The sequence below is a fragment of the Pseudomonas fulva genome (genome assembly GCF_023517795.1).
Lineage (GTDB): Bacteria > Pseudomonadota > Gammaproteobacteria > Pseudomonadales > Pseudomonadaceae > Aquipseudomonas > Aquipseudomonas fulva_D.
The window spans coordinates 2,503,834-2,516,048 of the sequence record NZ_CP082928.1 but is presented as its reverse complement, the minus strand read 5'-3'; the positions used below and the strand labels follow the sequence as shown (position 1 = coordinate 2,516,048).

The window sequence follows — 12,215 nt, the reverse complement described above, 5'->3', positions numbered from 1 at the left end:
GCTTCGAGCGATTTCTCAGTTGATTTCGATCATCTCGAAGTCCATCTTGCCCACGCCACAGTCGGGGCACAGCCAATCCTCGGGCACATCTTCCCAGCGGGTGCCCGGCACGATGCCGTCATCCGGCCAGCCCTCGCGCTCGTCATAGATCAGTCCGCAGACCACACATTGCCACTTCTTCATACAGGCTCTCCGGCGCTACTCACGGTTATTGCGCGGGCACGCTACCGCAAATGCCGCGCTATCGCCAAGCGGGCGCGACGAATGCCGAGGGCCCGCAACGCCCATGGTAGACTCCGCGCTCCGCCCCATCGCGAACCTGCACCGTGCCCCGTCCTGCCTTCCAGACACCCACCTGGCTCACCCGCGACCTGCTACCCAGCGTGCCCTCGGCCAACGTTTGCGACTGGCTGTTCAACGAACAATCCCTCACCCGGCGGTTGACCGAACTGTCGGCGGGCGGTTTCAGCGTCACGCCGCTGCGCGAAGGTTGGCTGCTGCTGCGTGACGACGAGTGCGCGGCGCTGGGCGTGCCGCCGGGCAGCCTTGGCTGGGTGCGCGAGGTCTACCTGCGCGGCAATGGCCAGCCCTGGGTGTTCGCCCGCAGTGTGGCCGCCCGCCAGGCGCTGGACGGCTCGGGCCTGGATCTTCAGCAACTGGGCAGCCGCTCCCTGGGTGAGCTGTTGTTCAGTGACCAGGCCTTCGCCCGCGGCGAACTGCAGGTCTGCCGCTACCCTGGTGCCTGGCTGCCGGCAGAAGCCCGGCAGGACGGTTTGTGGGCCCGCCGCTCGTGCTTTCGTCGCGGCCCGCTGGCCGTGCTGGTCGCCGAGGTCTTCCTGCCCGACTTCTGGCCCGCGGCGAGCCGCTGACCCCCCACCGGCGCGGCGCCGTATAATCCGCGCACCGCGCCAGGAGAACCGCCCGATGTACATCCGTCTGCTGCAATCGCTCAATCGCCTGCACCCACGCACCTGGGATTTCCTGCAGTTGACGCGCATGGACAAACCCATCGGCATCTACCTGCTGCTGTGGCCGACGCTGTGGGCGCTGTGGATCGCCGCCGAAGGCGTGCCAAGCATCAAGAATCTGCTGATCTTCGTGACCGGCGTGGTGCTGATGCGCGCCGCCGGCTGCGTGATCAACGATTACGCCGATCGCCATTTCGACGGCCACGTCAGCCGCACCAAGGCCCGCCCGCTGGCCAGCGGCAAGGTCACCGCGCGCGAAGCGCTGATCCTCTTCGCCGTGCTGGTGGCCCTCAGTTTCGCCCTGGTGCTGCTGACCAACGCCACCACCGTATGGCTGTCGTTCGGCGCCCTGGCCGTGGCGGCGCTGTATCCGTTCATGAAGCGCTACACCTATTACCCCCAGGTGGTGCTCGGCACCGCGTTCTCCTGGGGCATGCCGATGGCCTTCACCGCCGAGACCGGCGAGCTGCCGGCGGCGGCCTGGCTGCTGCTGCTGGCCAACGTGATATGGACCGTGGCCTACGACACCTACTACGCCATGGCCGACCGCGAGGACGACCTGAAGATCGGCGTGAAATCCACCGCGATCCTGTTCGGCGATGCCGACCGGGTGATCATTCTCGGCCTGCAGGGCCTGGCCCTGCTGTGCCTGCTGCTGGCTGGCGCGCGCTTCGAGCTGGGCCTTTACTTCCATCTAGGCCTGCTGGTGGCCGCCGGCTGCTTCGCCTGGGAATTTCGCACTACCCGCCAGCGCGAGCCGCTGATCTGCTTCCGGGCCTTTCTGCACAACCACTGGGCGGGCCTGGCGATCTTCCTCGGCATCGTGCTGGATTACGCCATGCGCTGAGAGTGGCCGCGCGAGGCGCCTGCCGCACGGCTGTCATATCGCTGCAATAATTCCGTTATCTAATGCGCCGCATGACAGTTGAATGAACCGAGGCTCAACCCATGGTTGGCAAGAACATCCTGATCGTCGACGACGAAGCGCCGATCCGCGAGATGATCGTGGTGGCGCTGGAAATGGCCGGGTACGAGTGCCTGGAAGCGGAAAACACCGGGCAGGCCCACGCCATCATCGTCGACCGCAAGCCCGACCTGATCCTGCTCGACTGGATGTTGCCCGGCACCTCCGGTATCGAGCTGGCCCGGCGCCTGAAGCGCGACGAGCTGACCGGCGACATTCCGATCATCATGCTCACCGCCAAGGGCGAAGAGGACAACAAGATCCAGGGCCTGGAAGTCGGCGCCGACGACTACATCACCAAGCCGTTCTCGCCACGCGAGCTGGTCGCCCGCCTCAAGGCCGTGCTGCGCCGCGCCGGCCCGAGCGACAGCGAAGGCCCGATCGAAGTGGGCGGCCTGCTGCTCGACCCGATCAGCCACCGCGTGACCATCGACGGCAAGCCGGCCGAAATGGGCCCCACCGAATACCGCCTGTTGCAGTTCTTCATGACCCACCAGGAACGCGCCTACACCCGCGGCCAGCTGCTCGACCAGGTCTGGGGCGGCAACGTCTATGTCGAGGAGCGTACCGTCGACGTGCATATCCGTCGCCTGCGCAAGGCGTTGGGCGAGGCCTATGAAAATCTGGTGCAGACGGTACGCGGCACCGGTTATCGTTTCTCCACCAAGGGCTGAGCGATAGCCTGATTTCACCACGACAGGGATTGGCTGGCGGATGAGCGAAACGTGACGAGCAACTGGCGTGGCGCCATAACCCGCCGCCTTGTACTGCTGATCGCGGCCTGCCTGGCCGCTGGCGTGATCACCGGCGAATATGCCTGGGCCATCGCCATTGGCCTGGCCGCCCACCTGCTGTGGAACCTCAGCCAGTTGCTGCGCCTGCATGCCTGGCTCAAGGATCACCAGCCCGACGAACCACCACCCGACGGCTACGGCCTGTGGGGCGAGGTGTTCGACAGCATCTACCACCTGCAGCGCCGCAACCAGCGCGCCCGCGGCCGCCTGCAGGCGGTGATCGACCGCGTGCAGGAGTCCACCGCGGCACTGCGTGACGCGGTGATCATGCTCGACAGTCACGGCAACCTGGAGTGGTGGAACAAGGCGTCGGAAACCCTGCTGGGCCTGAAGACGCCCCAGGACAGCGGCCAGTCGATTACCAACCTGGTGCGCGACCCACGCTTCAAGGATTACTTCGAGCGCGGCAATTTCCTCGAGCCCCTCGACCTGCCCTCGCCGGTCAACCCGCGCAAGCAGCTGCAGCTCAACATCACCCGCTACGGTAATCAGGAGCACCTGATGCTGGTGCGCGACGTCACCCGCCTCCACCAGCTGGAGCAGATGCGCAAGGACTTCGTCGCCAACGTTTCCCACGAACTGCGCACGCCGCTGACGGTGATTTCCGGCTACCTGGAAACCCTGCAGGACAACGTCGACGAGATCAACCCGCGCTGGCGCCGCGCCCTGCAGCAGATGCAGCAGCAAGGCGCGCGCATGCAGGGCCTGCTCAACGACCTGCTGCTGCTGGCCAAGCTGGAAGCCACCGATTACCCCTCCGACAACCACCCGGTGGCGGTCGACCTGCTGCTGCAGACCATCCGCAACGATGCCCTGGCGCTGTCTGCCGAACGCAACCACCGCATCAGCCTGGAAGCCGACGCCGGCCTCAGGCTCAAGGGCAGCGAGTCGGAGCTGCGCAGCGCGTTTTCCAACCTGGTGTTCAACGCCGTGAAGTACACCCAGCCCGACGGCGAGATCCGCATTCGCTGGTGGCAGGACGCACAGGGCGCGCACCTGTCGGTGCAGGACACCGGCCCCGGTATCGAGGCCAAGCACCTGCCGCGCCTGACCGAGCGTTTCTACCGGGTCGACTCCAGCCGCGCCAGCCACACCGGCGGCACGGGCCTGGGCCTGGCCATCGTCAAACACGTGCTGCTGCGCCACCGCGGTGGGCTGGAGATCACCAGCGTGATCGGCAAGGGCAGCCTGTTCACCTGCCATTTCCAGCCGGCGCAGATCGCCGCGCCAACCCGCTGAATAGGGCCTGTTGACGTTTCATGCACGGCCGCGCCGGAGCCCGTTTTGTCGCGAGGCAAGGCACGAGCCGCGAAGTTTAGCTAGCTAAATGAGCCGGCGAGAAACGCCGCATCGCGACAAAACGGGCCCGGCCCTACGGGTTGCACGAGAAATCTCGCCATGCGTTGTTGGAGGACTTGGCAAGGGAACACCATTCCCTGCGTCCTCCGCCTAGCGGATCGCCGCCCGGCCTGGCGAGATTTCTTGCAGCAACGCGGCTCGCGCTGAAACGTCAACAGACCCTAGAGCCTATTGCAAAGCGCTCGCCCAGGCCCCACCCTTTAGCAACATCCGGTCACACGAACCCCTTATGGATCCCTCTACGAGCGTCTCCTTCTCCAGTTATTTCGCGGACATGGGCCTGGTGCTGTTCGCCCTGTTTCTGGTGCTGCTCAATGGCTTCTTCGTGGCCGCCGAGTTCGCCATGGTCAAGCTGCGCGCCACCAAGGTCGAAGCCCTGGCCCAGAAGAACGGCTGGCGCGGGCACATCCTGCGTACCGTGCACAACCAGCTCGATGCCTACCTGTCCGCCTGCCAGCTGGGTATCACCCTGGCCTCCCTGGGCCTGGGCTGGGTGGGTGAACCGGCCTTCGCGCACCTGCTCGAGCCGCTGCTGACCTCGGTCGGCATCGAATCGCAGAAGCTGATCCACGGCATCGCCTTCTTCACCGCGTTCTTCATCATTTCCTACCTGCACATCGTGATCGGCGAACTGGCCCCCAAATCCTGGGCCATTCGCAAGCCGGAGCTGCTGTCGCTGTGGACGGCGGCGCCGCTGTACCTGTTCTACTGGGCCATGTACCCGGCGATCTTCCTGCTCAACGCCAGCGCCAACGCCATCCTGCGCATTGCCGGTCAGGATCAGCCAGCCGGCCACCACGAGCATCATTACAGCCGCGACGAGCTCAAGCTGATCCTGCATTCCAGCCGTGCCAGCGACCCGAGCGACCAGGACATGCGCGTGCTCGCCTCTGCCGTGGAGCTCGGCGAACTGGAGGTGGTCGACTGGGCGAACTCCCGCGAAGACCTCGTCTACCTGGAACTCAACGCCACGCTGGACGAGGTGTTCAGCCTGTTCCGCCGCCACAAGTACAGCCGTTTCCCGATCTACGACGAAGCCGCGGGCGAGTTCGTCGGCGTGCTGCACATCAAGGACCTGCTGCTGCACCTGTCATTGCTGGAAATGCTGCCCTCGACCCTGCGCCTGGGCGAGCTGATGCGGCCGATCGAGAAGGTCAGCCGCAACCTGCCGCTGTCCGACCTGCTGGAGCAGTTCCGCAAGGGCAGCGCGCATTTCGCCCTGGTCGAAGAGGCCGACGGCAAGGTGATCGGCTACCTGACCATGGAGGACGTGCTCGAAGCCCTGGTCGGCGACATCCAGGACGAACACCGCAAGACCGAACGCGGCATCCTCGCCTACCAGCCCGGCAAGCTGCTGGTGCGTGGCGACACCCCGCTGTTCAAGCTCGAGCGGCTGCTGGGCATCGACCTCGACCATATCGAGGCCGAGACCCTTGCCGGCCTGATCTATGAAACCCTCAAGCGGGTGCCCGAGGAGGAGGAGTCCCTGGAAGTCGCCGGCCTGCGGTTGATCGTCAAGAAGATGAAAGGGCCGAAGATCCTCCTGGCCAAGGTCATCAAGCTCGACTGAGGCCAATGCGCGGGCGGCGGCGAGGGCACCCGCCCAGCCGCCGATCGTGCCGCGCTGGCAACCTGACCGATCGGTCATCTATTGCGGGTGATCAGCCTCACCCTCACCTTGCCTGACAAGCACTTACGACCGTTCGTCGGCTTGCTCGAATGGCGCCTGGCGCCGGGCAGTCCACCGCGGGCATCGATGGGATCGGTGCACGCCGTCACCTAAACAGACTGCCAAGGATTCAGCCATGCAAATCAATGGAATCACCTCGAAAACCCTACTCGCCCTGTGCCTCGCCGGCGCTTCCCATGCCTACGCCGACTCGATCACCGATCCGATTTCGACCATCGGTGTGATCGGCTCGCACAACCAGTACAAATTGAGCACCTTTGGTGAAAGCGACAAGGAGCGTCTGAATCAGGGCGGTCTGTTCTACAACTTCGGCAACAAACTGACGGGTCACGAGGGCTTCATCTACCAGGCCGGTATCGAAGGCCAGTACCGCGAGAAGGACGACGACGAGTACAAGGCGGCCCGCGCCGACATCGACCTGGGCCTGCGCGCTGCGCTGAGCACCAACAACTACATCGACTTCGTCGTCGGCGGTGGCTACGACTGGGGCCGTATCGAGCAGGACGACGTCGGCCCGTTCGACACCAACGTCAAGCTGACCAGCAAGGCACCGTTCGCCAAGGCGGGCGTCGGCTACAACTACCTGACCCCGGACTACACCGTGCGCCTGGAGGCCGGCGCACGCTACTCGCTCGACGCCGAAGCCGAGCTGAAAGTCAGCGGCGAAGGCAGCGACACCGTCGACCTGAAGGACAAGGCCAACCCGTACGCCGAGCTGACCGTGCTGTGGAACAAGGGCATCAACAACCTGCCGATCAGCACCAGCCTCTACTACACCCGCACCAACTACAAGATCGACAGTGACAGCGTGCTGGCGGAAAACAGCAAGCTCAAGCAGGAACAGGTTGGCCTGAAGGTCGGCCTGGCGTTCTGATCACGCCGCCGTAATCGAATCGCCCGGCTTGCCGGGCGATTTGCATTCAGCACCGGGCAGACCGGCCCTGGGTGCCAGGCGTCGGGTATACTGCGCCATCGTTTCAGCGCCCACGAAATCCTTCAACGCCTCTCTCACAGCCTCCCCCTGATCCCATGTCGCTCAGCATCGCCTCCATCAATATCGAACGTTCCAGACACCTGTCGCGGGTCGCCGCCTTTATCGAGCGTGAGCGCCCGGAGCTGCTCTGCCTGCAGGAACTCTGCGAGCGCGACATCCCCTTCTTCGAAGCCCTGATGGGCGGCGCCATGGCCTTCGCCCCCATGGCCCGCTACCCCGAGGAAGGCCCCGCCAACGTGGTGGGCGTCGGCATGCTGGCCCGCGGTGGCGCCCTGGCGAACCTGAAGGCCGAGTACTACTCGGGCAGCCCCGAGCGCATTCAGGAGATGGCCTTCGTCACCCTCGAGGGCAAGCGCATGGCCGACCCGCTGAGCATCGCCGAAGTGATGCTCAGCGCCACGGTCGATGGTTTCCGCGTCGCCGTCACCCATCTCAACGTCACCCCGTTCGGCAGCTCCACGCCGTACCAGCGCGAGAGCGCCGGCAAGCTGATCGCCCTGGCCCAGGCGCAAGCCACAGCAGCAGGCGGGCTGCTGCTGACCGGCGACTTCAACGCACCGCGCGGGCGCGCCACCTTCGACCTGATCGCCGAACACTTCATCGACGGGATACCGGCGCATTACACCAGCAGCATCGACGGCTCGCTGCACCGCGCCGGCGACATTCCGTTCATGGTCGACGGGCTGTTCCATACGCCGAACTACCGCCTGGATGACGCCAGGCTGACCACCGGCGTATCCGACCACTGCGCGGTGAGTTGCCGCCTGAGCACGGCCAGCTAGCCGAGGCAGAAGGTTTCAGTCGCCACCCACGGCGAAATTGGGCAGGCTGTCCACCGGCTGGGCGAACTCGAAGGGGATCGACTCCAGCGCCATGCCCACGTTGCGCTGTACCACGAAGTGCAGGTGCGGACCGGTGCTGTTGCCGGTATTGCCGGAGCGGCCGATCGGCGCGCCGACCGCAACACGCTGCCCCTCGCGCACGCTCACCGAACCCTGCATGAGGTGCAGGTACACACCCATGGTGCCGTCGTCATGCAGGATGCGCACGAAGTTGCCCGAGGGATTGGTGCCACGCCCACTCTGGTCGTTCTCGGTCTTGACCACCATGCCGGCGCGCGCCGCGACGATCGGCGTGCCTTCCGGCATGGCGATATCCAGGGCGTAACGGCCCTTGGGGGTGAAGTGGCTGTACTGGCCATTGGCACCCTGGGTCAGACGAAACGGCCCGCCGCGCCACGGCAGCGGATAGGCCTGCCTGATCGGCAACAGCCGCGGGTCACCGAGGGCGTAATTGAGCTTCGGCGTATAGCGCAGCGGCTTGGCAGGATCCAGCGGCGCCAGGGTGGCCAGGCGGATCTCGCTGCGCGGCGGCAAGACCCAGTTGATCGGTTTGCCCGGCGCACCACTGACGTTGCTCAGCTGCTCCAGCCTGAGCTCCACCTGCACCGGCGCATACAGATCGTTGCGCACCAGCAGGGTCTCGCCGGCGGCGTGCTTGCGGGTTTCCAGCTTCACCTGGTTGTCGAGCTTCTCGACCATGCGGTCGCTGAACACGAACACCTTCGCACCGGGCGCCGCCTGGTCACTGTAGGTGACCACGCCATTGGCATCGGTGTACTTGTAGACGGTCAGCGCATTCGCCTGAGAAGCGAGCGCAGCGAGTCCCAGCAGCAGTGAGAGGCGCCCTAGCGTACCTAGCATAAGAGTCGATCTGGTTATCAAGTGTTCGGCAGGGCAAGACTAGCAGCGTCTCGATGGCCGGGCGACTGCCGGCGCTGCGCTTTGCGACAACCGGCACAGGCCTGGTGTGCCTGGCGCACAGAACCCACACGATGCCGCCGCGCGCTGCCGGCAGCCGCCCTCAGCCCACCTCGATCCGGTTGCGCCCGCCGCGCTTGGCGCGGTACAGGGCCTGGTCCGCGCGCTCGAACACCTGCTCGCTGCGCTCGGCGCTGCTGAACGAACTGATGCCACCAGACAGGGTGATGGTCACCCGCTCGCCCTTGAAATGGAACGGGCAGTTCTCGATCGCCGAGCGCAGCGTGTCGAGCAGCTTCAATCCGCCCTCCATGGGCGTGGAAGGAACCAGCAGCACGAACTCTTCGCCGCCGAAGCGGGCGATGAAATCGGTCTTGCGCAGCCGCTTGAACAGTTCGCCGGCGATGATCTTCAACACCTTGTCGCCGGCCAGGTGGCCGTAGTCGTCGTTGATGCGTTTGAAGTGATCGATATCCAGCACCGCCAGCAGCAGGTCGCCGCCATAACGCTGCAGGCGCGCCAGTTCGAGATCCAGGCGCTCGGTCCAGGCCGCCCGGTTGGGCAGCCCGGTGAGCGGGTCGAGCAGGGCCTTCTGGCGCTGTTCTTCGAGATGATCGCGAAACCCCTTGGCCTCCAGCTCCATGCTGGCCACCCGGTCGACCAGGATCTGCAGGCGCTCGCCGACCTGCAGCTCGCGGGCGTCGCGTTGCTGCTGGTACTGGCTCATGGTGCCGAGCAGCCCGCTGAGGCGGTTTTCCACCAGTTCCTTGAGGTTGTCTAGGTCGGTGGCCTCCTGCACGCTGCTGTGCAGGCCGTCGACCTGCTGGCGCAGCTCACTGTCCAGGCTGCGCGCCGCTTCGGCGGAATCGGTGTAGTCGGTGTGCACGTCCTGCAGGCTGCCCTGAAAGGCGGCGAGGCGCTCGTTGAGCTGCTTGAGGTAGCCCTCGAATTCGCGCTGGCCGACATCGGCGATGGCCAGCATCAGCACCGCCAGGTCATCGAGTACCGGCACCAACTCGTACATGTTCAGCCCGGCGGTGATGCGCTGGCGCAGCGCCTCGGCCTGGCCCTGGTGCCGCTCGGGCAGCGGCAACTCTTCCAGCAGCTTCAGCAGGCTGCCTTCCACATGACTGGCGATGGCGCTGTAGCCCGGTTCGGGTGCCGGCGGCAGCGCATAGTCGGGATCGGCCGGAACTGCCGCGTTAACGACGACAGCCTCGAGCGCTGCTTGCTCAGCGGGCTCCGCTATGGCGACGCTCTCGTTGGCCGGCTCGGCAGCCGCCTTGGCCACGGGCGACGGCATCAGCAAAGCGGACGACAGCGGCAGGCTGTCCAGCATCACGCGGCTGACGGCAGCAGGCGCGCTGGCCGCGACGGGGGCGGGCTGCGGGGGAGCTTCCAGCGATGACGATGGCGATGGCGACGCTTCGGCGATAACCGCCGGTGCTACCTCTACTGGAGTCGTTAGGGTTTGCGCTTGCGGCTCAGCCGCCGCTCGCTCGGCGACCGGCTGCTCGACCGATTCGTCCTCGTCGTAGGTGGTCGCGGTGTGTTGGCTCGGCTCAAGCGGCGCAGGCGAAGCAGCAGACTCAGCATTGGCTGCCGGGCTGGCGCTATCGCGGCTACCGAACAGCCGCTCGATAAACCCCGGCCGCTCGACCTGCTCGCCACCCAGCGCCTGTAGCGCCTGCTGCTGCAACTGGCTCAGTTCGGCCAGCAGGGCGGGCATTTCCCGGGACTGGCGGGCCCGCTCCTCGACCTGCTTGGCATAGCGCTTGAGCGGCTTGCGCACGTCACCCGGCAGATCCATCTTCAGCAACTGCGCGACCAGGCTCGCCAGGCCCGTGGCCACCTGCTCGATACGCTGCTGGCGGCGCTGCTCGGAATCCAGGACGGTCTTTTCCAGGCGCGGGATCAGGGCACTGAGGCCGGCGTCCATGTCGTCGCGGCGCAGGATCTCGCGCAGATCCTGCATGCACTGGTCAACCGCCTTGTCAGCACCCTCGGCGGCCAGGCTGCTGCGCACCAGCCCGCGACGCAGCAGGTCGATGCGCATGTCCCAGCGGCGTTCGAGCTTTTCCTGCTGCTCGATATTGGCAAGGTACTTCTCGCGCCAGCGTTTGGCGTCGTCGGCCATGCTCAGGGCTCCTGTACACGGGGCGTCAACGGTGGCGTCAGGGCATTGGGCAGGCGGATTTCCACGGCCACCGGCAGGTGGTCGGAGATCGGCTGCGCCAGTACCTGAAAGCGCTCGAGCTCCAGACCGGGGCTGAGCAGAATATGGTCGAGACAGCGCTGCGGGCGCCAGCTCGGAAAGGTCGCCTCGACCTGCGGGGCGAGCAAGCCGAGATCGCGCAGCGGCGAATGCTCCAGCAGGTCGATGGCGTGGGTGTTCATGTCGCCCATGAGAATCTGGTGGCGATAGCCGCCGATCAGCTCACGGATATAGGCCAGCTGCCGGGTGCGGGTACGCGCCCCCAGCGCCAGGTGCATCATCACCACGGCGACGGCGTCGTCACCCTCGCCGATGCGCAGCAGGATCGCGCCGCGGCCGGCCGGGCCGGGCAGCGGGTGATCCTCCAGCAGGGTCGGCCGCAGGCGGCTGAGCAGCCCGTTGCTGTGCTGGGCGAAACGCCCCAGGTTGCGGTTGAGCTGCTGGTACCAGTAGGGGAAGGCCCCCATGCGCGCCAGGTGCTCGACCTGGTTGATGAAGCCGGAGCGCACGCTGCCACCGTCGGCCTCCTGCAGGGCGACGATGTCGTAATCGCCGAGCAGGTCGCCGATGCGCTGCAGGTTGCCGGCACGGCCCTGATGCGGCAGCAGGTGCTGCCAGCCGCGGGTCAGGTAATGGTGATAGCGCTCGGTACTGATACCGACCTGAATGTTGAAGCTGAGCAGCCGCAAGCGTCCATCCTGCGGCCACTCGCTGTCCGGGGTGCAGTCGGGGTTGACCTGTGGATCGCACAGGCCAGCCTGACGGGGCATCGAGCGGCGACGCAGCATGGCAGGCGCTCCGATAGATCGATTACTTGGCGGCGCGCTCTTTGGCGATCAGGTGATCGGCGACCTCCAGGGTCTGCTCCGGGCCACCCGAGCTGGAGATGTCGAAGCGGTACTTGCCGTTGACGATCATCACCGGTACGCCATTGATCTGGTAGGCCATGGCCAGTTTCTTGGCCTTTTCCATCTGGCTTTTCACGCCAAAGGAATTGTAGGCCTTGAGGAAGGCGTCACGGTCGATGTCCTGGGTGACCAGGAAATCCGCCATTTCTTCCGGGGTAGCCAGCTTGCGGCCTTCCTTGTGGATGGCGCGGAACACGGCGTCGTGCACCTTGTGCTCGACCTTCATGCTTTCCAGGGTGATGAACATCTGCCCATGGGCGTTCCACAGGCCACCGAACAGGGCGGGAATGCGCACGAAGTTGACGTCGGCCGGCAGCTTCTCGACCCAGGGGTTGAGGGTCGGTTCGAACTGGTAGCAGTGCGGGCAGCCGTACCAGAACAGCTCGACGACCTCGATCTTGCCGGGCTTGGAAATCGGTACCGGATTGCTCAGCTCGACGTACTGCTTGCCGGCCTCGATATCGGCGGCGTGGGCGCTAACGCCGAACAGGCTGGCAGTGGCCAGGACCGCGGAAAGGATCAGATTACGCATGCATGACTCCTAACGATGAAGGTGCTGCGGA

General features: G+C 65.6%; 12 protein-coding genes. 7 read left to right on the top strand and 5 right to left on the bottom strand.

The features are described from left to right. Positions 1 to 15: 15 nt before the first annotated feature. Entirely contained in the window at positions 16 to 183 is a 168-nt protein-coding gene (locus tag K8U54_RS11300; protein ID WP_070885836.1) for a rubredoxin, read from the bottom strand. Between the two features lie 143 nt (positions 184 to 326). Between K8U54_RS11300 and K8U54_RS11295 the strand changes: the two genes are divergently transcribed. From K8U54_RS11295 to K8U54_RS11265, 7 genes are all read left to right on the top strand, one after another. Next, positions 327 to 869 carry a chorismate--pyruvate lyase family protein gene (locus K8U54_RS11295; protein WP_434059999.1) on the top strand — a complete coding sequence of 181 codons (543 nt, stop codon included), beginning with the start codon at positions 327 to 329 and terminating at the stop codon, positions 867 to 869. Positions 870 to 924: 55 nt separating this feature from the next. Continuing rightward, the gene (ubiA, locus tag K8U54_RS11290; protein WP_249910202.1) at positions 925 to 1,815 is read left to right on the top strand and encodes a 4-hydroxybenzoate octaprenyltransferase; all 891 of its coding nucleotides are present in this window, start codon (positions 925 to 927) and stop codon (positions 1,813 to 1,815) included. A gap of 101 nt (positions 1,816 to 1,916) precedes the next feature. Next, complete coding sequence (gene phoB, locus K8U54_RS11285) at positions 1,917 to 2,606, top strand: phosphate regulon transcriptional regulator PhoB (RefSeq protein WP_070885833.1); 690 nt, start codon at positions 1,917 to 1,919, stop codon at positions 2,604 to 2,606. A 51-nt stretch (positions 2,607 to 2,657) separates the two neighbouring features. Further along, on the top strand, positions 2,658 to 3,965 hold the full coding sequence (gene phoR / locus K8U54_RS11280; RefSeq protein ID WP_249910201.1) for a phosphate regulon sensor histidine kinase PhoR: 1,308 nt from the start codon (positions 2,658 to 2,660) through the stop codon (positions 3,963 to 3,965). A gap of 349 nt (positions 3,966 to 4,314) precedes the next feature. Beyond that, positions 4,315 to 5,655, top strand: a complete 1,341-nt coding sequence (locus K8U54_RS11275) for a hemolysin family protein (protein ID WP_249910200.1) — start codon at positions 4,315 to 4,317, stop codon at positions 5,653 to 5,655. A 235-nt stretch (positions 5,656 to 5,890) separates the two neighbouring features. Beyond that, on the top strand, positions 5,891 to 6,649 hold the full coding sequence (locus K8U54_RS11270; protein WP_249910199.1) for a hypothetical protein: 759 nt from the start codon (positions 5,891 to 5,893) through the stop codon (positions 6,647 to 6,649). 155 nt (positions 6,650 to 6,804) lie between these two features. Next, the gene (locus tag K8U54_RS11265) at positions 6,805 to 7,551 is read left to right on the top strand and encodes an endonuclease/exonuclease/phosphatase family protein (RefSeq protein ID WP_249910198.1); all 747 of its coding nucleotides are present in this window, start codon (positions 6,805 to 6,807) and stop codon (positions 7,549 to 7,551) included. Between the two features lie 15 nt (positions 7,552 to 7,566). On the opposite strand, the gene K8U54_RS11260 is transcribed toward K8U54_RS11265, so the two are convergent. The 4 genes from K8U54_RS11260 to K8U54_RS11245 form a co-directional block, all read right to left on the bottom strand. Beyond that, entirely contained in the window at positions 7,567 to 8,472 is a 906-nt protein-coding gene (locus tag K8U54_RS11260; RefSeq protein ID WP_249910197.1) for a peptidoglycan DD-metalloendopeptidase family protein, read from the bottom strand. 160 nt (positions 8,473 to 8,632) lie between these two features. Then, positions 8,633 to 10,666 (bottom strand): GGDEF domain-containing protein, encoded by a 2,034-nt coding sequence (locus K8U54_RS11255; protein ID WP_249910196.1) that lies wholly within the window; start codon positions 10,664 to 10,666, stop codon positions 8,633 to 8,635. A 2-nt stretch (positions 10,667 to 10,668) separates the two neighbouring features. Next, on the bottom strand, positions 10,669 to 11,532 hold the full coding sequence (locus tag K8U54_RS11250; protein ID WP_249910195.1) for an endonuclease/exonuclease/phosphatase family protein: 864 nt from the start codon (positions 11,530 to 11,532) through the stop codon (positions 10,669 to 10,671). Between the two features lie 22 nt (positions 11,533 to 11,554). Next, positions 11,555 to 12,184 carry a thiol:disulfide interchange protein DsbA/DsbL gene (locus K8U54_RS11245; RefSeq protein ID WP_249910194.1) on the bottom strand — a complete coding sequence of 210 codons (630 nt, stop codon included), beginning with the start codon at positions 12,182 to 12,184 and terminating at the stop codon, positions 11,555 to 11,557. Positions 12,185 to 12,215 lie beyond the last annotated feature (31 nt).